This is a genomic window from Ochrobactrum sp. PL_is483 (genome assembly GCF_055816855.1).
Window position 1 is genome coordinate 1 of record NZ_JBVPGS010000029.1, and the last position, 21,212, is coordinate 21,212.

The following is a 21,212-nucleotide window of genomic DNA, read 5'->3' on the forward strand; positions in this document are numbered from 1 at the left end:
TCAGGCCGCTGACAAACCCGTCGATATTTTTCGGCGGGTTTTGTTTTTGGGAGGGGGTCGCGTTTTGTGACTGTACTGGCGAGGCGTTGCAAACGGCTGCAGCCGCTCATGCGCTGGCTGCCTTTGGCGTCTTTGTCAGGACCATGGCGATCTTCTTGATGTTCTGTGCGGCGGCCTGCAGCAGGCATTGGCAGGCGACGCGAACAAGGCCTCGAAAGCGGGCATAGCGGTGGCCGTGCAGCTGCTTGGCGTCGGCGAAGGAGCGTTCCACCGTTTCCTTGCGCCGCTTGTAGATCGCTTTTCCCCAAGCTGTAAGCCGGTGGGCGTCAGTGCGTTCGCGGGCGTCCTGCCAGACATGGCGGGTGATGGTACGGATGGCCTTGGCGTTGGACGTGCAGGATGCGAGCAGCGGGCAGGTCCGGCAGATGGCCGGATCAGATACATAATGCTTGTAACCGTTGCGGTCGGTCGTGACATAGGAGAGCAATTGGCCCTCGGGGCAGCGATAGCCATCGGCATCCGCTTCGAATGCGAACTTCGACTTGCGCATCATGCCGTCCTTGGGCGGCGTTGGAGTGCGGTAGCCGGTAACGCCGAGGATATGGCGATCTTCCAACCCCCGGGCGATGGCCGCTGTCGCATAGCCGGCATCCAGCCCGACCGCGCCAACCTCAAAGTCAAAGCGCCGGCGTTGCCGATCCAGACGGTCGAGATAGACGCGACTGTCATGCACATTGGCCGGCGTGACATGGATATCGGTGATGATGGCCAGCTTTCCATCCACCGTGCGGTGGTCGAGATAGTAGAAGCCCTTCGGCTTGCCGTCGCGCACCATATAGCCGCTTTCCGGATCGGTGCGGCTGACCTTGGTTTCCTTCGCCTCCTGCTCACGCGGCTTGTCCGTCATCGGTTTCTGGCCGTGCAGTGCCCGTTCCGCATCAATGGCCCGATCAAGATCGGCCCAATAGTCGGCCCGGGATCTGGCGATCATCTCAAGGTCGTATTTGCCCTTGTTGGCATTGGCCTTCAGATGCGTGCTGTCGGTATAAAGCACTGTCCCATCGACCAGTCCGTGCCGGATCGCCTGTTCGACGATGTGGTCGAAAATATCCTGGGCGACCGAGGTGTCGTTAAAGCGCCGCCGCCGGTTCTGGCTCAGTGTCGAGGCGTCGAACACCGCATCGCTCAGCTTCAGGCGCAGGAACCAGCGATAGGCGACATTGACCTCGATCTCGCGCACCAGCTGACGCTCCGAGCGCACGCCGAACAGGTAGCCGATGAACAGCGCTTTGAACATCAAGGTCGGATCGAGCGGCGGACGGCCGTTGTCGGGGCAATAAAGCCCGGCAACCCGGTCATGGATGAAAGAGAAATCGATCACCGCGTCGATCTTGCGAAGCAGATGATCTTTCGGGACCAGTTGATCGAGCGTCACCATCTCGAGCGCGGTCTGTTCGGCGGCGAGTTTCTTCAACATGACCCACAGAATCACAAAACCCCCGACATAGCCAGGGGTTTGTCAGCAGCCTGAGCCCGCCATTTGGCGGGCTTTTCTTTTAAAACAAATATTTAGAGCGGTTCCACGATTCCGTTTTAACTGGAGCCGCTCTAGTTGTTATCTTTGTCGAGCACCATGTAATCGAGCGGCAGTTCGGTCGTGTACTTGATCTGCTCCATGGCGAAGGATGAAGATACGTCGCGAATTTCGATCTTGCTGATCAGGCGCTTGTAGAAGGCGTCATAGGCGGCAATATCCGGCACGGCCACGCGCAGCAGATAATCGACGTCGCCGCTCATGCGGTAGAATTCGATGACTTCAGGAAATTCCTGAACCACTTCGGAAAAGCGCTTCAGCCATTCGTGGCTGTGCGAGCTTGTGCGCACCGACACGAACACCGTGACCCGCGCATTGACGCGGGCGGGATCGAGAATGGCGACGCGGCGCTTGATGACGCCATCTTCCTCGAGTTTCTGGATGCGGCGCCAGCATGGCGTCGTGGAAAGGCCAACTTTCTTGGCAACGTCTGCCACAGCAAGTGTCGCGTCTTCCTGCAATAAGCGCAGTATCTTCCTGTCTAGCCTGTCCATGCGTTTCCGTTCCCGGTTTTAGAAATCGTTTCCCGAACTTTGCGAATAGGTGAAACGTCATACCTTATGGTTCGCAATGAGCCGAAGTTACAGGAAAAATATTCTGATGAAAACGAATTGAGTAAAAATTATTTATCGCCACTCAGCAGATGACGGACTTTTGCCTGAAGAACAGGCACGACTTCAGCGTCAAACCACGGATTTCGCTTGAGCCAGCCGCTGTTGCGCCAGGACGGGTGAGGCAGGGGCAGCGCGATTCGTCCGGCCTGATTGGGGGCCTCCATGAAGTGCCGCCAGTTCTTCACGGTTTCAGTCAGGTTGCGGCCCCGATAGTCGGGCAGGTGATAGGCAAGGGCGTATTGTCCGACAACAAGGATGAATTCCAGCTGCGGCATCGCAGCGAAAACGTGGTCATGCCACGTCTGGCGGCATTCGCGGCGCGGCGGAAGATCGCCGCCATGTTTGTCATAGCCGGGGAAGCAGAAGCCCATCGGAACGATGGCGAAGCGTGCAGGATCGTAAAACTCTTCGCGTGACACGCCGAGCCATTGCCGCAGCCGATCCCCGGACGGATCGTTGAACGGCAGCGAAGTATTGTGCACCCGGACGCCTGGAGCTTGACCGCAAATGGCTATTTTCGCTGTATCGGAGACGATGCAGACCGGATTGGGTTCGTGCGGCAAGGGCGGCTGAAACAGCGGTGTGTCGCGGCAGATGCGGCAAGCCCGGATCGAGTGTTTGAGCTCGTCCAGTTTTTCCATGAATTCCATCAGCTCCGGGGATAAATCACTTCAATGAGATTGCGAATGTGTTCCCTTATATAGGTAAACGCATCGCGTATTACAGCCAGAGGCGGTTTGTGTTCGATTGGCTGTTCAATGTGCTGGTTGTGATGCTCCTTGCGCCACAGGGACGGTTGCTCGAATTTTCCGGCCCATATGCCGCGCTGGCTGCGGCGCGCATCTCTTTCCTCACGCTGATAATCGCCATAGGAGACGGCCCATCCCTGTTCGACCATCCAGCCATTGAGATCGGTTTCTGCAAGATAACAGCGGGCCAGCTCGCGGCCATACTGATCCCGTCCTTCCTTCTCGCAGCGAATCGAGGACTTGCCGATTCTGGATCGCAATATGTTGCGAGCCTCCCTGCCACAGTCGTAAGGGGTGCCAGCCTGCACGCATTGCTGTTGCATCTCCGGCGCGTCGATACCCTTGAGGCGTATATGGATCTTGCCAAGGATGACTGTGTCGCCGTCGATTACATAGACCGGGCCGGTCAATGCCTCTCTGGGCGCCGACTGGATCGGCAGATAGGCGATCAGCAGGGCTAAAAAAGAAAAAAGCAATATAGTCAATAAGATACTGCGAAAACTTATGCCGTTGCTTTTGCGGGGCTGGCGATAGGGACGCCTGTAGGGGCGGCGGTATTTGCTCATAGGTGGCTTTCCGGCTCCATGGCATCCTTCATTTGCGACAGAGTGTGAGCTCGCGTGGCTCGCGTCAACTTGGGTAAGTTGTTGGTCACAACAACAGTCAGTTTGTTGTCAATTAGCAACAGTCTTTACCGATGCTTTAGGCTAGAAACAGCGAAGGCTCATTTTGCCCATTTCCCGCCACAAACAGGCGTCACCGATCAGCGGAAAGGCAGAAGCCTATAAAATATTGGGAGCCGCGAGCTCCGGCAGGACAGGCAGAAATGACGAAGGGCGCTTTGTTGCACGGCAAACAAATTGGAAACAGGATCAGCCCTGTTCGCGTACCTTTTATTCTTTCCAATGATGGTAAGGCTTTTTTCGGCCAAGATCGGGTCTCAGTCTTGACGAAAACAGCGTGCATTCTGTCCTCTATGAATGTTTCCTCCACTGTGTGTGAAAGACCAGCGTTGTGATGCGTATCCGCAGTTTTTCATATAGCGCCCTTGCCATGGCTCTCGGCTTCGCCATTGCCTGTAACAGCGCCTTTGCTTTCGACCTCAATGACGATTCAGAAAAGTCGAGAAGCCCGTTTGAACTCTTCAAGTTCGGCTTTTCCGCATACAAGAACGGTCATAAGGACGAGGCGATCAAGGCGCTGCGTTATGCTGCGGATCGCGGTCATCAGGGCGCGAAGTGGAAACTGGCTCGCATGTATGCCGACGGTGACGGCGTGCCTGAGAATGACTACGAAGCCTACAAGATTTTTGAAAAGATCGTTCGCGAAGGTTCGGAGCCGGGGTCGGAAAACGACTCCTATGTGGCTGATGCCCTCGTGGCGCTTGCGGGTTATGTAAAGCGCGGCATTCCGGGCTCGCCGGTCAATGCCAATCCGAGCATGGCGCGCAATCTCTATGTGCAGGCCGCTTCGAATTTCGGTGATTCCGCCGCTCAGTTCGAACTTGGAAAAATGCTGCTGGACGGTGATGGCGGAGAACGCAATTCCGTTCAGGCCGCGCGCTGGTTCCAGCTTGCCGCCAAGAAAGGCAATGTTGGCGCACAGGCTATGCTGGGCAACATGCTGTTTCAGGCTGGCAAGACTGTCCGTGGCCTTGCCATGATGACCGCAGCTTTCGAACGCTGCCCGACGGAAGATTGCCCATGGATACGCGATATGCAGGAGCAGGCGTTCTCCATCGCCGGTGAAGCGGATCGCCGTAATGCGATCGCTCTCTCCAGTGACTATGTCACGAAGGATGACTTCTGATCTTCTTCTGATTTATCGCGCCTGTCTGCACAGGGCGCAGCAGATCCTTAGATCGAAAGCGTTATCGTCACCGGCACATGGTCGGATGGCTTTTCCCAGGCGCGGACGTGCTTCTCCACATCACTCGATATGAAGCGGTTGGCAGCTTCCGGCGACAGCATCAGGTGATCGATGCGAATGCCGTTGTTCTTCTGCCATGCACCGGCCTGATAATCCCAGAACGAATAGATGCCGCCATCGTCGGTCGATGCGCGAATGGCATCGGTAAAGCCCAGATTCTCCAGTCTCCGGAATGCCTGGCGCGATCGCGGCTGGAAGAGCGCATCGCCAACCCACTGGCCGGGGTTTCTGGCGTCCTCTGGTTCAGGAATGACGTTATAGTCACCGGCAAGCACGAGCGGCTCTTCAAGGGCGAGGCGGTCTTTGGCCCAAAGCTCCAGCCGCTGCATCCAGGAAAGCTTGTAGGGAAACTTCTCCGTGTCTACCGGATTGCCATTCGGCAAGTAAAGCGAAACGACACGGACGACGCCCTTGTCGGTCGAATAGACGCCCTCGATAAAGCGCGCCTGTTCATCGCTATCGTCGCCGGGAAGACCGCGATTGACCTCATCGGGTGATTTTTTCGACAGAAGCGCGACGCCGTTGAAGCCTTTCTGTCCATGTGTTTCCACATGATAGCCGAGCGCTTCGATCTCCAGCCGTGGAAACTGCTCATCGACCGATTTGATTTCCTGCAGGCAGGCAATGTCGGGCGAGGACTCCTTCAGCCAATGCTGGAGGTTGTCGATACGGGCTTTGACGCCGTTGATGTTCCAGGTCGCGATTTTCATGTCGCTATGATTATGCGCTTGGGGAGGCGAGGGCAAGCAGCGCGCAATCGCGCGTCACAGCTTTTCATCGGCTGCAATTTCAATTTCCGCTCATATTTCGGCACTGGACCCTTTGTATTGACGGTTTTGCATTCCTATTTGCTCTGGACAGGAGCCAAACAGGAGATATTCGAATGTTCGACGCCAAGAAACTTCTCGAACAGTTTCTGGGATCACAAATACCCGGTACGTCGGGAAGCGTCCGCGACAAGGCCGGGCAGGTGACCGATCTGGCAAAGAAGAACCCGCTCGCGACCGGTGCCATTGCCGCCGCCATTCTTGGCACGAAGACGGGGCGCAAGCTCGCGGGCAATGTGGCGACTGTCGGCGGCATCGCGGCCATCGCCGGATTGGGATATCTCGCCTACAAGAATTACAAATCCGGTCAGGCTCCCCAAACGGCGGAACAGCCGGTTGCCAAGGAACCTGAACTTCTCCCGCCGCCTCCGGCCGACTCGCCGTTCCACCCGCAATCTCCGGCAATGAGCAACAGTTTTGCACTGACGCTGGTGCAAGCGATGATTGCGGCTGCGAAAGCCGACGGCCATATCGATGACGCCGAGCGTGCCCGCATCATGGAGAAGGTGAAGATTTCCGGCCTCGACGATGAAGCGGAAGCATTTCTTGAGAAAGAGCTGGCCGAACCCGTCGATATCGCGGTTCTGGTTTCCGCCGCACAGACAGAGGAGCAGAAGGTCGAGCTTTATACGGCGTCGCGTCTTGCAATCGACCCCGACAACCGGGCTGAACGCGGATATCTGGATATGCTGGCCGGTCGTCTCGGACTGCCGGATGCTCTGGTAGACCATATCGAGGCGACTGTCGCTTCGGTCAAGGTTTGAGGCTGGTTAGCAGTCATGAAAAAACCGGCTGCCTATCGACAGCCGGTTTCCAATTTCTCTTTCAAGCGCGGATCAGATGGCGAAGCTGGTTCCGCAGCCGCAGGATGAGGTGGCGTTCGGATTGCGTATCTGGAACGACTGCCCCATCAAGTCATCGACAAAATCGATTTCCGAACCGTCCATATAGGGAACCGAAATGGAATCGATCAGCACTTTGGCGCCGAGCTTCTCGATAACGATGTCGTCGTCGGTCTGCTCATCGACCAGATCGTACTTATAGGAGAAACCGGAACACCCGCCGCCTTCGACAGAAACGCGAAGGGCAGTCTTTCCCGGTTCCGATCCGAGAATCTTGGCGATCCGCTTTGCTGCGGAGTCTGAAACGGTAATGCCTGTCATCTGCCTTGTTCCGTTTGCAAATGCGAATATCGAACTGGACTATTTCTCCAGATTTCCGATAGCCGCATACTTGCCTTCATGATTAGCTGATAGCTATGAACGCGAATAGCGGAAGTCAATGTCTGTACCGGGTTCGCACCGGTTTGTGTAATCATATTACAGTGAGGGATGCATCGCAATGTCGCTGGAAGGAATAGGCTTTGGTTATCGCGAACGCGCGCCCTATGCCTGTGATCCTGCGCGGAGCCGTGGTCGTCTGGTGCCGGAGCCGGAGAGCCCGACCCGCACGCCATTCCAACGGGATCGCGACCGGATCATCCATTCCACCGCCTTTCGCCGCCTGAAGCACAAGACGCAGGTTTTCATCGCGCATGAGGGCGATCATTACCGGACCCGACTCACCCACACGATAGAGGTCGCCCAGATTGCGCGCGCTTTGGCTCGCGCATTGCGGCTCGATGAAGATCTGGCGGAAGCAGTGGCGCTCGTCCACGATTTCGGCCACACGCCCTTCGGCCATACGGGCGAGGAGGCGCTCAACGAACGCATGAAAGCCTTCGGCGGCTTCGATCACAATGCACAGTCGCTTCGAATCGTGACCAAGCTTGAGCATCGCTATGCCGATTTCGATGGCCTTAATCTTTCATGGGAAACGCTGGAAGGACTGGTCAAGCACAATGGCCCTCTGCTGGGCGCTCATGCGACACATCCGGATATCCCGGTTCCGTTGCCGATTCTCGATTTCAACGAACGCTATGATCTGGAATTGACGCGCTTTGCCAGTCTGGAAGCGCAATGCGCGGCCATTGCCGACGATATCGCCTATAACGCCCATGATATCGATGACGGTCTGCGGGCAGGGCTGCTAAGTCTTGATGCGCTGGATGAGGTGCCGTTGACGAAACGCCTGCTCGATCTGGTGCGGACGCGCTATCCTGATCTCGATCCTGTTCGCACCGGGCATGAACTCGTGCGCAGGCAAATCACCATCATGGTGGAAGACGTGATCGAGGAAGCTCAACGTCGCCTGGCCGTGGCAAAGCCGCAAAGCGTGGAGGACGTGCATGGTCAATCGGGCCCGCTGGTGGCATTTTCCGATACCATGAGAAGCGATGAGAAGGTGCTGAAGCGGTTTCTGTTCAAGAACCTCTATTTCCACGACAGCGTCGTGGTGCGCCGGCATGCGGCCGACAAGATATTACAGGACCTTTTTGATACCTGTTTCGCCGATCCGTCGCACATGCCGCCAGAGTGGCAGTCGGGCTGCGAGAGGCTGGATGAGGCGGCACGGGCGCGGCGGGTTGCCGACTATCTTGCCGGGATGACTGACAATTATGCCGTGCGAGAACACCGACGATTGTTTGACCGCACACCCGATTTAGCTTAATCGGGGCCAAACGAAGCGGCAATTCCGGCAGACTGGTCGGGTTCCGTAGGAAATTTAAAGCATTTCCAGCAAAAGTGCGAAGCGGTTTTGCGTCGGACAATGCCAGAAAACAAAGCATTTCCAGCAAAAGTGCGAAGCGGTTTTGCGTCGGACAATGCCAGAAAACAAAGCATTTCCAGCAAAAGTGCGAAGCGGTTTTGCGTTGGATAATGCGAGAAAACAAAGCCCGGCGTAAGCCTGACAGGACAGACCATGAATATCTTTGCAGATTTCGACGCACGTATCAAAAAGACGTTGCAAGATATTGATCTGAAACCGAAAGATGGTGGCGAACTAGATCTTTCGCGCATTGGTGTCGAGCCGCCGCGAGACGCCTCCCATGGCGATATTGCAACCAATGCTGCAATGGTGCTCTCCAAGGCTGTCGGTCAGAACCCGCGTGAACTTGCCAGCCGCATCGCTGAAGCTCTTGCCTCGGATGAGGATGTAGAAACCGTCGATGTCGCCGGTCCGGGCTTCATCAATCTGCGTCTCAAGGCTACCTACTGGCAGCGCGAACTCGCGGCGATGTTGAACGAAGGGACGGATTTCGGTCGCTCAACGCTTGGGTCCGGAACGAAGGTCAATGTCGAATATGTTTCGGCAAACCCCACCGGTCCGATGCATGTCGGCCATTGCCGTGGCGCGGTCGTGGGCGACGTTCTCGCCAATCTGCTGAAATTTGCGGGCTATGATGTGGTCAAGGAATACTACATCAATGATGCGGGTGCGCAGATCGATGTGCTGGCGCGGTCCGTCATGGTGCGTTACCGCGAAGCGCTTGGCGAAAACATCGGCGAAATCCCGTCAGGCCTTTATCCGGGTGACTATCTCGTTCCGGTCGGCCAGGAACTTGCAAAGGAATTCGGCACGAAGCTTCTGGAAATGCCGGAAGCCGAAGCGCTCGCTCTGGTGAAGGATCGCACGATCGATGCCATGATGGCGATGATCCGCGCCGATCTTGATGCGCTCAACGTGCACCATGATGTGTTCTTCTCCGAGCGGAAGCTGCATGTCGACCACGCCCGGGCGATTCGCAATGCAATCAACGACCTGACGCTCAAGGGCCATGTCTACAAGGGCAAGCTGCCGCCGCCGAAGGGTCAGCTTCCCGAGGACTGGGAAGATCGCGAGCAGACCCTGTTCCGTTCGACCGAAGTGGGCGACGATATCGACCGTCCGCTGATGAAATCCGATGGCGCTTTCACTTACTTTGCGGGCGACGTTGCCTATTTCAAGGACAAGTACGACCGCGGTTTCAACGAGATGATCTATGTGCTGGGCGCCGATCACGGCGGCTACGTCAAGCGTCTGGAGGCGGTAGCAAGGGCTGTTTCCGACGGCAAGGCGAAGCTGACGGTGCTGCTCTGCCAGCTGGTCAAGCTTTTCCGTGACGGCGAGCCTGTGCGCATGTCGAAGCGGGCAGGCGAGTTCATCACGCTGCGCGACGTGGTTGATGAAGTGGGCCGCGATCCGGTGCGTTTCATGATGCTTTACCGGAAGAACGACGCGCCGCTGGACTTCGATTTTGCCAAGGTGACGGAACAGTCGAAGGATAATCCGGTCTTCTACGTGCAATATGCGTCCGCGCGTTGCCATTCGGTTTTCCGCCAGGCTGCGGACCAGCTTGGCCTGGCCGATCTCGACCGGGTTGGCATGGCCGCGCATTTCGACAAGCTGACCGATGAGAGCGAAATTGCGCTCGTTCGCAAGCTCGCAGAATATCCGCGTCTGATCGAGGCCGCCGCCATTCATCAGGAGCCGCATAGGCTTGCTTTCTACCTCTATGACCTCGCCAGCACGTTCCATTCGCAATGGAATAGAGGCACAGAGAACCCGGACTTACGTTTTATTAAGGTTAACGATCCAGACTTGTCGCTAGCCAGGCTAGGGCTGGTACAGGTTGTTTCCGATGTGCTGACCTCCGGATTGACGATAATCGGTGCGGATGCTCCAACGGAAATGCGCTAGAGTATAGTTTGAAAGGTGCAGGCCTTTTGAGACGGATTATACTCGAAGAATGGTCTCCGCAGTTTACGGACCGCGCTGTGCGGTTCGAGATGATCTCGGAGATCAGGCGGCTGTCACAAAGCTTTTCAGGTCGAAAGACTTATTGAAGGCAAAAGTTGGCAAGTCGAACGGTTGGAAGGCCATAATGAACGCAAGTCATTGGTCTTCCTTCTGGCGCAGGAAACTTCCGTCAACTTTTGCCCACATTGCCTCGCTAAAAAAGCAATGTATGGAGACGTCTTGCGGCGTCCAGGGTTTGAGTTAGGAACACGCTATGACGGACAGCAGTGCAAATCCCCGTAATTACGGCGAGCGTCCGTTGCACGAAGACGACCCGCTGATGGAACTGTCGCGGATCATGGACTTCGGCACGCCTGCTGATGACAACGTCGCTTGGAATGAGCGCCGCCCCACTCAGTTCGGGAATACTCATTTTGAGGACCGAACCGATCCCGGCTTCGATCCCTCTCTGGATTTGGAACGCGAGCTGCTGGGCGACTTCAGCGATTATTCTCAGCCTGCGGAACAGTCACAGTTCGCCACGCCGGCGCACGATGATTCCTATCAGTCTGGCGAACCTCTGATGCATGAGGAAGAACTTGCTTCTGCTCTGGAAGACGAGTTTGATCTTCAAATGGAAGTGGATGAGCGGGCTCCCGCGATGGAAGCGGCTTCGTTCGAAACGCCTTCGTTCGAAACGCCTTCATTCGAAACGCTTGAGTTCGAAGAGGCCGACCGCACCGAGCCTGTGCCGCAATTCGACTACGATGACTATTCGGTGGCGCGTGATTCGGACGAGAGGGAGCAGTCTGTCTACGTTCGACGGGAAACTGTCGAGCCGATTCATATCGATCAAGCGAATTACGACCCGACGATCTATCAGCCTGCCATAGAGCCGCATGAAGAGGCTTACCGGCCTGTGCACACTCAGGACTGGAATGTTCAGGCTGTCGAGCCCGAGCAGCCTTCATATGCTGCCGTTTCCACGCCGGTTTCGCTTGAGGATGAACTGGAAAACCTCCTGTTCGGCGATGAGCCCAAGCCGGTCTCTCATGACGAGACTTACTTCTCGCATGTTGCGCCGACGGAAACGCCAAATGCCCATCACGATGCGGTTCCGGTGCAGAATTCCAGCTATCAGGATGAGCCGGAACTGGACGATCTTCATTTCGATGATTTGCAGCTTGATGAATCCCCTTACAGTGAGCCTCAGGCTGCCGCTCCCGTCGCACCGGCGCAGGCTTACGCGCCGCAGGCCGTTCCTGCCGGATATCCTTACTACACGCGGAGCAATTTCTCTTCCGGCGTTCCGGGGCAGGACACGCTAGCGACTACGCCGCAGGCTGAGTATCCGTCCGCAGCCCCTTCTCTGGGCGACGAAGACGATTTCTCCTTCGACGACGACTTTTCGTTCGACGTCGAGGAAGCGGCAACGGCGGTTGCTGCCGAAGGTACCGAGGATGATCTTTCGGAACTTGATGAGATCAGTCTGTCGGAGGACGATTTCGGTTTCGAGCCATCCGGTGATGTTTCAAACGTTCAGGACGAAAACGCTTTCATCGAAGATGATTTCTTCACCGAAGAAGATCTTGATCTGAACCCGGAGCCTGAAGAAGAAGCCACCGCTTATGCCCATGCTGTGCGTTCCGACGATGACTACCGGTCTTCCCCGGTTCCATTCCCGTCGTTCGGCAGCATCCATTCCGCTCCTGTCAGCGCGCCCGCGCCTGAGGTTGAAACCTTGAGCGTGGCTGAAGAAAAGGTCGAGCAGACCCATTCTCTCGATCTGCCGGAAATCAATTACGGTGAAGAGGAAGCCAACGCCGGATTGACCGATCTCGAAGCGGAATTTGCCGAGGTTTTCAACACCGTCGGCGTCGACGAAACTGCGAAGACAGACGCGCAGAGCGAAGCTGACAGGGCTTTTGAGGATATTTTCCGCGAAAGTGCTTCCAGCTATCTGCCGAACTCCGGCGCGAGCCTCGGTGCCGCTGTGGGTGCCGCAGCGATGGGCGTTGGTGCCGCCGCGGCTGCGGGGGGCTATGGCCGCTCGCAGGCGACCGCTCAGGCTCCGGTGCAGAACAATACCTCCGGCCAGCCGGGCAATGAGGACGATTTCTACAACCATTGGGCGGCGCAGGGTGCGCAGCCGCTCGAAGCTGGCGACTATGGCGAGCGCGCCGCGATGCAGGTGGAAGATGACCTTGGCAGCGCTGCCGAGGCCTATCGCAATCGCCCGGTTCGTGGCCGTCGCGGCCTTATCCTGGCAAGCGTGGCTGGTGTGGCCGTGCTGCTGGGCGGCATCGGCTATCATTTCCTCGGCGGTAGCGGGGCCGGTGAACCGGTCGTGATTCGCGCCGACAATCAGCCGATCAAGATGCAGCCGGAAAATCCCGGCGGCGCTACGGTGCCGAACCAGGACAAGGCTGTTTATGACCGCGTTGCCGGTACGCTGCCGAACAATCCGGAACAAAAATCGCTGATCACGTCTGGCGAAGAACCGGTGGATATTTCCGGCACGGATGACAGCGAGAATATGGCGGGCAATCTGCCTGACGAACAGCCGGTGGCAAACAATGCTCCGGTCGAGAATCAGAACGCCGACCATAACGCGCCGCTGGTTCAGCCGCGCGAAGTGGAAACCATGATCGTGCGGCCGGATGGCTCTATCGTCCAGCCGTCTCCGGCTCCAGAGGAAACTGCCTCGCAGTTGCCACCGGTAAACGCTGCGCCGCCGGCTGCAACAGCGCCTGCGGGTGGCGATGAAATCGCCGCGCTTGCAGCAGGCAATGCGCTAGCAGAACCAGCTGCGCAAACACCGGCTCCGCAGCCACAGCCTGCGGCGGAAGCGCCGCGTCTTCCCGTCCGTGCTCCGGTGGTGCCGTCGCGCCCCGCCGAACAGCCGGTCAATATCGTCGGCAACGTGCCGCAGCGCACGCAGGCTCCGGCTGCTGCCAACCCGGCTCCCGCACAGGCCGCGCCGCAGGTTGCATCGGCGGCAGGAGCAGGCGGTTACTTCATTCAGATCGCTTCGCAGCCATCTGCTGAACTGGCCCAGAAGTCCTATGCGAACATGGCCCAGAAGTTTGGCAGCGTGATCGGCGGTCGCAGTGTTGACATCAAGCGCGCCGACATTCCGGGCAAGGGCACTTACTATCGTGTCCGCGTTCAGGGCGGCTCCAAGGAAGATGCGTCGGCGCTTTGCGCACGGCTCAAGTCCGCTGGCGGCAGCTGCTTCGTCACGCAGTGATTGACGACACACTGAGTATCGAAAGGGCGGCTTCGGTCGCCCTTTTTCATGGTCCACTACCAAGCTCTGATTTTTTCGGTTAAACCGGGACGGGCTTGTTTGAGTACAGCATTTCCAGACAATTTTGGGGAAGAGCGCATGAAAGACTGCAAGGCATGGATTGCCGGTGTGTCGGGAACGAAACTGACGGAAGACGAAATCGCGTTTTTCCGTGATGAAAGGCCCTGGGGCTTCATTCTTTTCGCGCGAAATGTCGAAAGTCTGGAACAGGTTTCCGAATTGACGGCGCATATGCGTGACCTGACAGGGCGGGACCAGACACCTGTTTTCATCGATCAGGAAGGTGGCCGCGTGCAGCGCCTGCGCCCGCCGCTCGTCCCGAACTATCCCTCGGCCTCGGAAGTCGGCGCGATCTACGCGCGTGATCGCGAGGCAGGGCTACGCGCTGCATGGCTTCACGCTCGTCTCCATGCATTCGATTTGCTGAAGGTCGGCGTCAATGTGGACTGCCTGCCGGTGCTGGACGTGCCTGTGGAGGGCGCGCATGACGTCATCGGCGCACGAGCCTATTCCAAGAATCCGCATGCGGTTGCCGAAATGGGCCGAGCCGCTGCCGAAGGCTTGCTTGCCGGTGGTTTGTTGCCGGTTGTCAAGCATATGCCGGGGCATGGCCGTGCCTTTGCCGACACGCACAAGGAACTGGCGCGCGTCACCGTTCCGCTGAATGAACTGGTCGCGCATGATTTCGTGCCGTTCAAGGCGCTCAACGATCTGCCGATGGCTATGACGGCTCACGTCGTTTTTGATTGCATTGATCCGCAGCGCCCATCGACATTGTCGCCGACCGTCATAAACACCATCATTCGCGATGTCATCCAGTTCGATGGGCTTGTGATGAGCGACGACATTTCCATGAAGGCGCTCTCGGGCAGCCTTGGCGACATTGCAGACGGCATTATCGGTGCCGGTTGCGATATGGTTCTCTATTGCGCAGGCGTGATGGAAGAATTGAAGGAAGTTGCAGCGCGTGTGCCGGTTCTTGAAGGCAAGGCAAAGCGTCGCGCCGATCTGGCAGAAGTCTATGCAGGCGATCCCGATCTTTCCGATGAGGAAGAACTGCGTGCAGAATTCAGCGCCATGTTCGAACTGATAGCGTAATCGCCAAAACTTGGTAAACTGACATCACCGGCGGGCTCGTCTGCCGGTGAATGCCATCGACAGGGAAACGGGCTTGGCAGCATCGGGAGCAGACACAGACGGCAAAGACGGCACGCTCGTGCCGATGGATGCGCTGTGGCAGAGCGAAACCGAACGCAGCGAAAGCGAGCCGTCGCTTCTCATCGATGTGCAGGGGTTTGAAGGGCCGCTGGATCTTCTGCTCCATCTTGCACGGAGCCAGCGCGTTGATCTTGCCCGCATCTCTGTTCTGGCGCTCGCAGAGCAATATCTCGTGTTCGTGGAGCAGGCGCGCGCCTTGCGCCTTGAACTTGCGGCCGACTATCTGGTGATGGCGGCGTGGCTGGCCTACCTCAAGTCGAAGCTGCTGATCCCGAAGCAGCAGGGCGATGACGGCGCGACCGGTGAAGAACTGGCAGCTTCGCTGCATTATCGCTTGAAGCGACTGGAAGCCATGCGTGACGCCGCTGCAAAGCTCGTCAACCGCAACCGGCTGGGACGGGATGTCTTTGCGCGCGGCATGCCGGAAATGGTCATGGTGGACAGGACCAGCCAGTTTTCCGGTACGCTGTACGACCTTCTCACCGCCTATGCTTCCCAGCGACAGCGTCAGGCCGTTTCTCAGGTGCAGATCGCCAAGCGGGCTGTCTGGTCGCTGAAAGAAGCGCGGGTGGCGCTTGTGCGCTTGATGGGGTCGGTTGGCGACTGGATTTCTCTGGATCGTTTCCTGATCGATTACGCGCTTTCGCCGCGCGAGAGAGCGTCAGCACTCGCCAGTTCCTTCGCCGCCAGCCTCGAACTCGTGCGCGAGGGCAAGCTGGAAGTCAGGCAAAACGCTCCTTTCGAGCCGATCTATATTCGGGCGACCGGGGATATCAGCGAATTGGATGAGGACGAGGATGTCTGAAGCGGAACGTCGAAATCTGGCTGAAATCGATAGCGACGAGGATCAGTTGGAAGCGCAAGATTCTGTTTCGTCGCAGGGTCTTGCCGATCTTGCGCGCATCGTCGAGGCCATTGTTTTTGCGTCCTCCGAGCCGGTTTCCGAACGGGCATTGGCGGAACGCCTGCCTGCCAATGTCGACGTTGCACCGGTTTTGAAACATTTGCAGAAAATATATGAAACGCGCGGCGTGCATCTTGTTCAGGTCGGCGGCGCATGGGCGTTTCGTACGGCGCCTGATCTCGCTTTTCTCATGAGCCGCGAAGCCGTGCAGCAGCGCAAGCTCTCACGCGCCGCGATGGAAGTGCTGGCCATCATTGCCTATCATCAGCCCGTCACGCGCGCCGAACTGGAAGATATTCGCGGTGTCGAGACCTCGAAGGGCACGCTGGACGTTCTGATGGAGACCGGCTGGATCAAATTGCGCGGGCGTCGCCGCACGCCCGGTCGCCCGGTGACCTATGGAACGACGGATGCGTTTCTCGACCATTTTGGTCTTCCCGAGATCCGCGATCTGCCCGGATTGGAAGAGCTGCGCGGGGCAGGGCTTCTCTCTGCGCGCATGCCGTCGAGTTTCTCCGTTCCCGTGCCGAACCTTGACCCGGATGAATTGACGGAAGACGAAGAGCCGCTCGAAGATATCGATCTGGAAAGCCTTGGCTTGCTCGCCCCACGCGGTGAATAGTCCCGGTCTGGGCTTTGCAGCCAATTTTATTTGTCGCAAAGCCGTTCACCGTCACACTTCTGTTTGAAAGATTTGTTGAAAGCGCTTAAATCGTAACTGGCATTGCAGGAACATGCCGCGCTCGCGGCAATGAGAGGAATAAAATGGGTAGCTTTTCCATCTGGCACTGGCTGATCGTCCTGGCGGTTGTGCTTCTTCTGTTTGGCCGCGGCAAGATTCCCGAGCTGATGGGTGACGTTGCCAAGGGCATCAAGAACTTCAAGCAGGGCATGAACGACGACGATGCGAAGGATGATGCACGCACGATCGACGCCAAGGCTGACGAGACGGTCAACGACGTCAAGAAAACCACCAAGTCCTGATCTGGAGCATGTTTCCCGAAAATGGGAAGCGCTTTAACGGATAAAGCATGCTGCGGGCGGGACAGCGCGCAGCATATTTTGCCATTTACAAGTGCGGTTTTCCGCCGAAAGACGGGACGCGCGCGCGAATTGCGCGGGGTATCAAGAATATGTTCGACATCGGTTGGTCTGAACTTCTGATTATTGCGATCGTCATGATCGTAGTGGTCGGTCCCAAGGATTTGCCGAAGATGCTGCGCGCATTCGGTAAGGCGACCGCGCGCATGCGCGCGACCGCCAACGAGTTCAAGCAGCAGTTCGACGAAGCCTTGAAAGAGGCTGAGCTTGACGATGTAAAGACCATCATCGACGAGACCCGCAAGCTCGACCCACGTTCGAAGATCACGCAGGTGTTCGATCCGATTCGAAGCGCGGGCGAGGATTTGCGTGCTGGCCTCCAGACCACGTCCTCCATGTCGCCGGCGACGCCTGAAAAAGTAGCCGAAGTGACCACGCCGGTTGATGCTGGCGGCGCTCCGGTGCCGCCTGCTGCGGAGCCTGCCGTAGAACAGGCCCCGGCGCCTAAAAAGCCTGCTCGCAAGGCTGCGCCGAAGGCAGAAAATAAGGCGACCGATGCCAAGGCAGCGCCGGTTGCAAAGCCAACTTCCAGAAAGTCGGCATCAACGAAATCGGAAACTGCAAAGGCTGCTGCCACGGCACCTGCCAAAAAGACCACGAAGAAGACAGGAACCAAAGCGTGACACGCGACGAGGACGAAATCGAACAGAGCGCAGCGCCTCTGCTTGAACACCTGATCGAACTGCGCCGCCGCCTGATCTGGGCAATTCTGGCATTTTTCGTGGCATTTGTTTTCTGTTTCGCTTTCGCCAAACAGCTGTTCAACCTGCTTGTCGTGCCATATCAGTGGGCGCTCGACTGGGCGGGCATGGATCGCTCGAAGGCAGAACTGATCTATACTGCGCCGCAGGAATTCTTCTTCACGCAGGTGAAGGTGGCCATGTTCGGCGGCATCGTGCTGGCATTTCCCATCATTGCCGCGCAGATTTACAAATTCGTGGCACCCGGCCTCTACAAGCATGAACGCATGGCGTTCCTGCCATTCCTGATCGCTTCGCCGATCCTGTTTTTGATGGGCGGCGCGCTCGTTTATTTCTTCTTCACGCCGATGGTGATGTGGTTCTTCCTCGCCATGCAGCAGACCGGCGGCAGCGGTGAAGTGCAGATTTCCCTCCTGCCGAAAGTATCGGAATATCTGAGCCTCATCATGACGCTCATCTTTGCGTTTGGCCTGGTCTTCCAGCTGCCGGTGGTCACGAGCCTGATGGCGCGTGTCGGGCTGGTGACGTCGGCGGGCCTCAAGGACAAGCGCAAATACGCAATCGTCATCGCTTTCATTGTGGCTGCCGTGCTGACGCCGCCTGATCCGGCGAGCCAGATCGGCCTTGCCTTGCCGACGATCCTTCTCTACGAGATTTCAATCATCGTGGCTCGCATGATCGAGAAGAAGCGGGATGAGGCGCAGGCAAGCACCGACGCTGAAAATAACGCTTCATCATCCTGATTTGTCACGTTAATTCCGTAAGGTCGCAGGTTGTGCGGCCTTGCTTCTGTTCAATTTCACGAAACGGCTTTTCCCATGCTCGACATCAAATGGATACGCGAAAACCCTGAAACCCTCGACAAAGCGCTCGCCAAGCGTGGGGCTCAGTCGCTGTCGTCCGAACTGATGGCGCTGGACGAAAAACGCCGCGAATATGTCGGCAAGGTTCAGGCCGCGCAGGAGCGCCGCAACGCCGCCTCGAAGGAAATCGGCAAGGCCATGGCTGCGAAGGATGCAGCAACGGCTGACAGGCTGAAGGCGGAAGTTGCCGAGTTGAAGGATTTTCTTGCTCAGGCCGAAGACGAAGAACGCCGCCTGACCAAGGAACTGAACGACGCGCTGTCGTCCATCCCCAATATTCCGCTCGAAGATGTGCCGCTCGGCAAGGACGAAAGCGACAATGTCGAAATCCGCCGCATCGGCAATCAGCGCAACTTCGCTTTCCAGCCGAAGGAACATTTCGAGCTGGGCGAGGCGCTCGGCTACATGGATTTCGAACGTGCGGCCAAGCTCGCAGGTTCGCGCTTCACGGTGCTGAAAGGGCCGCTTGCGCGTCTTGAACGCGCGCTCGGTCAGTTCATGCTCGATCTCCATACGACCGAGCACGGCTACACCGAAACAATGCCGCCGCTGATGGTGCGCGACGAAGCTGTCTATGGAACCGGTCAGCTGCCGAAATTCTCGGAAGACCTTTTCCGCACCACGGATGGCCGCTGGCTCATTCCAACTGCCGAAGTGCCGCTGACCAATCTGGTCGCCGACGAAATCGTCGACGCGAAGTCGCTTCCCCAGCGTTATACGGCACTGACGCCGTGCTTCCGCTCGGAAGCGGGCTCCGCCGGTCGCGACACGCGCGGCATGCTGCGTCAGCACCAGTTCCTGAAAGTGGAAATGGTGTCGATTACCGATGCCGACAGCTCGATCGAAGAACATGAGCGTATGACTGCCTGCGCCGAGGAAGTGCTGAAGCGCCTCGGTCTGCCGTTCCGCACCGTCGTGCTCTGCACCGGCGACATGGGCTTCGGCGCGCAGAAGACTTACGACATCGAAGTGTGGCTGCCGGGCCAGAACACCTATCGCGAAATTTCCAGCTGCTCGGTCTGCGGTGATTTCCAGGGTCGTCGCATGAATGCCCGCTATCGTCCGGAAGGCGAGAAAACGACCCGTTTCGTGCACACGCTGAACGGTTCGGGTGTCGCCGTCGGCCGTGCCCTTATCGCCGTGATGGAAAATTATCAGGAAGAAGACGGCAGCATTCATATTCCTGAAGCATTGCAGCCATACATGGGCGGCCTCACGCGGATCGAGAAAGCTGCGTGAATCAGAATCATTGATAGATGAAGGAGTGATGACGTGCGAATTCTGCTGACGAACGATGATGGTATCCACGCTGAAGGCCTCGCAGTTCTGGAGCGGATCGCACGCAAACTCTCCGACGATGTCTGGGTGGTCGCTCCCGAAACCGATCAGAGCGGCCTTGCGCATTCGCTGACGCTGTCAGAACCGCTTCGCCTTCGCCAGATTGACGAACGTCATTTTGCCTTGCGCGGCACGCCGACCGATTGCGTCATCATGGGTGTGCGCCACGTGCTGCCGGGCGCGCCCGATCTGGTTCTTTCCGGCGTCAATTCCGGTGCCAACATGGCCGACGACGTGACCTATTCGGGCACCGTTGCCGGTGCAATGGAAGGGACCTTGCTGGGTGTTCGAGCCATCGCGCTGTCGCAGGAATACGAATATGAAGGCGACCGCCGTATCGTGCCGTGGGAAACGGCGGAAGCCCACGCGCCGGACCTTATCAAGAAGCTGATGGAGGCTGGCTGGCCGGAAGGGGTTCTTCTGAACCTGAATTTCCCGAACTGCGGCCCGGAGGAAGTGCAGGGCGTGCGCGTCACGGCACAGGGCAAGCTTAGCCACGATGCGCGCCTCGACGAGCGCCGCGACGGACGCGGCTTCCCTTATTTCTGGCTGCACTTCGGTCGCGGCAAGGCGCCTGTCGCCGATGACAGCGACATTGCGGCCATTCGTTCCGACTGCATTTCGGTAACCCCGTTGCACCTTGATTTGACCGCGCATAAGGTTCGGGCAGAATTGAGCGCAGCACTTGGGGTTGAAGCATGAGGCAGGCAGCGTCTGAGCGCCCACGGCTTTCGGACAGGGAAGGATTTGCATCCTTCGTCATGCGGATGCGCGGATACGGTATTGACGATCCGCGCCTCTTCGCAGCCATTGAGGCCACGCCCCGCCAGAGTTTTCTCGCGTCCGCATGGTCTCATCTCGCCTATAGCCCCCGGACTGCGCCGCTCGACTGCGGTGAATACATGGAGGGCATCGATGAACAGGCCCGCGCCATCGCCGCGCTGAAATTGGAGCCCGGTCATCGGGTTCTCGAAATCGGAACAGGCTCCGGCTTCACGGCGGCCGTCATGTCGACGCTTGCCGGTCGCGTCACGACTGTCGAGCGCTATCGCAAGCTTTGCGACCATGCCTTGCAGCAATTCGTGTCGCTGAAGCGCGAAAACATCATGGTCAAGCATGCCGATGGTCGTCATGGAATGCCGGGCGGCCCGTTCGACCGCATCCTGATCTGGCTCGCCTTCGATGAAGTGCCGCGTCATTTCGTCGATCTTCTGGCGACGCATGGCGTGTTGATTGCCCCCATCGGTCCGGGCGATGGCCCGCAGGTCATGACGCGCGTCGCCAAGGTTGGCAGCCGATTCGAGCAGGAGGACCTGATGGCGGTCCGCTATCAGCCCTTCATCGAAGGTGTCTCGTCGGTTCTGTGACGGCGGCGTATTGATTCGTCAAAAAGAAGGCTCTTTGGCTCTTTCCAGCATTGCCGGGGAGGGCTTTTCGGCGGCTTTGTGCGCTTATGGTATTTAAT

General features: G+C 57.7%; 20 protein-coding genes. 14 read left to right on the top strand and 6 right to left on the bottom strand.

Annotated features, from left to right (window positions below):
- Positions 1-106: 106 nt before the first annotated feature.
- From AC0TNJ_RS05500 to AC0TNJ_RS05515, 4 genes are all read right to left on the bottom strand, one after another.
- A complete protein-coding gene (locus tag AC0TNJ_RS05500) occupies positions 107-1,477 on the bottom strand; it encodes an IS1182 family transposase (RefSeq protein ID WP_473770512.1) in 1,371 nt (456 codons plus the stop codon).
- A 131-nt stretch (positions 1,478-1,608) separates the two neighbouring features.
- Positions 1,609-2,088, bottom strand: a complete 480-nt coding sequence (locus AC0TNJ_RS05505; RefSeq protein WP_122000156.1) for an Lrp/AsnC family transcriptional regulator — start codon at positions 2,086-2,088, stop codon at positions 1,609-1,611.
- Between the two features lie 128 nt (positions 2,089-2,216).
- Entirely contained in the window at positions 2,217-2,858 is a 642-nt protein-coding gene (locus tag AC0TNJ_RS05510) for a uracil-DNA glycosylase family protein (RefSeq protein ID WP_473770513.1), read from the bottom strand.
- Positions 2,858-3,523 (bottom strand): thermonuclease family protein, encoded by a 666-nt coding sequence (locus AC0TNJ_RS05515; protein ID WP_473770514.1) that lies wholly within the window; start codon positions 3,521-3,523, stop codon positions 2,858-2,860. Before AC0TNJ_RS05515 ends, AC0TNJ_RS05510 begins: the two co-directional genes overlap by 1 nt.
- Before the next feature lie 451 nt (positions 3,524-3,974).
- Here AC0TNJ_RS05515 and AC0TNJ_RS05520 point away from each other — a divergent pair, with 451 nt between their 5' ends.
- The gene (locus tag AC0TNJ_RS05520; RefSeq protein WP_122000159.1) at positions 3,975-4,766 is read left to right on the top strand and encodes a tetratricopeptide repeat protein; all 792 of its coding nucleotides are present in this window, start codon (positions 3,975-3,977) and stop codon (positions 4,764-4,766) included.
- 47 nt (positions 4,767-4,813) lie between these two features.
- On the opposite strand, the gene xth is transcribed toward AC0TNJ_RS05520, so the two are convergent.
- Positions 4,814-5,596, bottom strand: a complete 783-nt coding sequence (xth, locus tag AC0TNJ_RS05525) for an exodeoxyribonuclease III (RefSeq protein ID WP_473770515.1) — start codon at positions 5,594-5,596, stop codon at positions 4,814-4,816.
- A gap of 173 nt (positions 5,597-5,769) precedes the next feature.
- On the opposite strand from xth, the gene AC0TNJ_RS05530 reads away from it, so the two are divergent.
- Positions 5,770-6,477 (top strand): tellurite resistance TerB family protein, encoded by a 708-nt coding sequence (locus AC0TNJ_RS05530; RefSeq protein WP_122000161.1) that lies wholly within the window; start codon positions 5,770-5,772, stop codon positions 6,475-6,477.
- A gap of 72 nt (positions 6,478-6,549) precedes the next feature.
- On the opposite strand, the gene erpA is transcribed toward AC0TNJ_RS05530, so the two are convergent.
- Complete coding sequence (gene erpA, locus AC0TNJ_RS05535) at positions 6,550-6,876, bottom strand: iron-sulfur cluster insertion protein ErpA (protein ID WP_112587952.1); 327 nt, start codon at positions 6,874-6,876, stop codon at positions 6,550-6,552.
- Between the two features lie 178 nt (positions 6,877-7,054).
- Here erpA and AC0TNJ_RS05540 point away from each other — a divergent pair, with 178 nt between their 5' ends.
- The 12 genes from AC0TNJ_RS05540 (at position 7,055) to AC0TNJ_RS05595 (ending at position 21,114) form a co-directional block, all read left to right on the top strand.
- The gene (locus tag AC0TNJ_RS05540) at positions 7,055-8,263 is read left to right on the top strand and encodes a deoxyguanosinetriphosphate triphosphohydrolase (RefSeq protein WP_473770516.1); all 1,209 of its coding nucleotides are present in this window, start codon (positions 7,055-7,057) and stop codon (positions 8,261-8,263) included.
- A gap of 252 nt (positions 8,264-8,515) precedes the next feature.
- Positions 8,516-10,273 carry an arginine--tRNA ligase gene (argS, locus tag AC0TNJ_RS05545; protein WP_122000163.1) on the top strand — a complete coding sequence of 586 codons (1,758 nt, stop codon included), beginning with the start codon at positions 8,516-8,518 and terminating at the stop codon, positions 10,271-10,273.
- A gap of 313 nt (positions 10,274-10,586) precedes the next feature.
- Positions 10,587-13,562 carry an SPOR domain-containing protein gene (locus AC0TNJ_RS05550; protein WP_473770517.1) on the top strand — a complete coding sequence of 992 codons (2,976 nt, stop codon included), beginning with the start codon at positions 10,587-10,589 and terminating at the stop codon, positions 13,560-13,562.
- Positions 13,563-13,700: 138 nt separating this feature from the next.
- Positions 13,701-14,720, top strand: coding sequence for a beta-N-acetylhexosaminidase (gene nagZ, locus AC0TNJ_RS05555; RefSeq protein ID WP_473767565.1), 1,020 nt, complete (start codon positions 13,701-13,703; stop codon positions 14,718-14,720).
- 73 nt (positions 14,721-14,793) lie between these two features.
- A complete protein-coding gene (locus AC0TNJ_RS05560) occupies positions 14,794-15,645 on the top strand; it encodes a segregation and condensation protein A (protein WP_122000166.1) in 852 nt (283 codons plus the stop codon).
- On the top strand, positions 15,638-16,366 hold the full coding sequence (gene scpB / locus AC0TNJ_RS05565; RefSeq protein ID WP_473770518.1) for an SMC-Scp complex subunit ScpB: 729 nt from the start codon (positions 15,638-15,640) through the stop codon (positions 16,364-16,366). The genes AC0TNJ_RS05560 and scpB overlap by 8 nt, the downstream gene beginning before the upstream one ends.
- A gap of 143 nt (positions 16,367-16,509) precedes the next feature.
- Positions 16,510-16,728: a twin-arginine translocase TatA/TatE family subunit gene (locus AC0TNJ_RS05570; RefSeq protein WP_121982592.1), complete on the top strand. Its 219-nt coding sequence runs from the start codon at positions 16,510-16,512 to the stop codon at positions 16,726-16,728.
- A gap of 149 nt (positions 16,729-16,877) precedes the next feature.
- On the top strand, positions 16,878-17,468 hold the full coding sequence (tatB, locus tag AC0TNJ_RS05575) for a Sec-independent protein translocase protein TatB (protein WP_473770519.1): 591 nt from the start codon (positions 16,878-16,880) through the stop codon (positions 17,466-17,468).
- Positions 17,465-18,289: a twin-arginine translocase subunit TatC gene (tatC, locus tag AC0TNJ_RS05580; protein ID WP_122000168.1), complete on the top strand. Its 825-nt coding sequence runs from the start codon at positions 17,465-17,467 to the stop codon at positions 18,287-18,289. The genes tatB and tatC overlap by 4 nt, the downstream gene beginning before the upstream one ends.
- 75 nt (positions 18,290-18,364) lie before the next feature.
- Positions 18,365-19,648, top strand: a complete 1,284-nt coding sequence (serS, locus tag AC0TNJ_RS05585; protein WP_473770520.1) for a serine--tRNA ligase — start codon at positions 18,365-18,367, stop codon at positions 19,646-19,648.
- Between the two features lie 33 nt (positions 19,649-19,681).
- Positions 19,682-20,449: a 5'/3'-nucleotidase SurE gene (gene surE / locus AC0TNJ_RS05590; RefSeq protein WP_114215526.1), complete on the top strand. Its 768-nt coding sequence runs from the start codon at positions 19,682-19,684 to the stop codon at positions 20,447-20,449.
- Positions 20,446-21,114: a protein-L-isoaspartate(D-aspartate) O-methyltransferase gene (locus AC0TNJ_RS05595; protein ID WP_122000170.1), complete on the top strand. Its 669-nt coding sequence runs from the start codon at positions 20,446-20,448 to the stop codon at positions 21,112-21,114. Before surE ends, AC0TNJ_RS05595 begins: the two co-directional genes overlap by 4 nt.
- Positions 21,115-21,212: the final 98 nt, after the last annotated feature.

Coding starts and splice junctions, on each gene's coding strand:
- AC0TNJ_RS05500 (WP_473770512.1), bottom strand. CDS start 1,477: ATGTTGAAGAAACTCGCCGCCGAACAGACCGCGCTCGAGATGGTGACG.
- AC0TNJ_RS05505 (WP_122000156.1), bottom strand. CDS start 2,088: ATGGACAGGCTAGACAGGAAGATACTGCGCTTATTGCAGGAAGACGCG.
- AC0TNJ_RS05510 (WP_473770513.1), bottom strand. CDS start 2,858: ATGGAATTCATGGAAAAACTGGACGAGCTCAAACACTCGATCCGGGCT.
- AC0TNJ_RS05515 (WP_473770514.1), bottom strand. CDS start 3,523: ATGAGCAAATACCGCCGCCCCTACAGGCGTCCCTATCGCCAGCCCCGC.
- AC0TNJ_RS05520 (WP_122000159.1), top strand. CDS start 3,975: ATGCGTATCCGCAGTTTTTCATATAGCGCCCTTGCCATGGCTCTCGGC.
- xth (WP_473770515.1), bottom strand. CDS start 5,596: ATGAAAATCGCGACCTGGAACATCAACGGCGTCAAAGCCCGTATCGAC.
- AC0TNJ_RS05530 (WP_122000161.1), top strand. CDS start 5,770: ATGTTCGACGCCAAGAAACTTCTCGAACAGTTTCTGGGATCACAAATA.
- erpA (WP_112587952.1), bottom strand. CDS start 6,876: ATGACAGGCATTACCGTTTCAGACTCCGCAGCAAAGCGGATCGCCAAG.
- AC0TNJ_RS05540 (WP_473770516.1), top strand. CDS start 7,055: ATGTCGCTGGAAGGAATAGGCTTTGGTTATCGCGAACGCGCGCCCTAT.
- argS (WP_122000163.1), top strand. CDS start 8,516: ATGAATATCTTTGCAGATTTCGACGCACGTATCAAAAAGACGTTGCAA.
- AC0TNJ_RS05550 (WP_473770517.1), top strand. CDS start 10,587: ATGACGGACAGCAGTGCAAATCCCCGTAATTACGGCGAGCGTCCGTTG.
- nagZ (WP_473767565.1), top strand. CDS start 13,701: ATGAAAGACTGCAAGGCATGGATTGCCGGTGTGTCGGGAACGAAACTG.
- scpB (WP_473770518.1), top strand. CDS start 15,638: ATGTCTGAAGCGGAACGTCGAAATCTGGCTGAAATCGATAGCGACGAG.
- AC0TNJ_RS05570 (WP_121982592.1), top strand. CDS start 16,510: ATGGGTAGCTTTTCCATCTGGCACTGGCTGATCGTCCTGGCGGTTGTG.
- tatB (WP_473770519.1), top strand. CDS start 16,878: ATGTTCGACATCGGTTGGTCTGAACTTCTGATTATTGCGATCGTCATG.
- serS (WP_473770520.1), top strand. CDS start 18,365: ATGCTCGACATCAAATGGATACGCGAAAACCCTGAAACCCTCGACAAA.
- AC0TNJ_RS05595 (WP_122000170.1), top strand. CDS start 20,446: ATGAGGCAGGCAGCGTCTGAGCGCCCACGGCTTTCGGACAGGGAAGGA.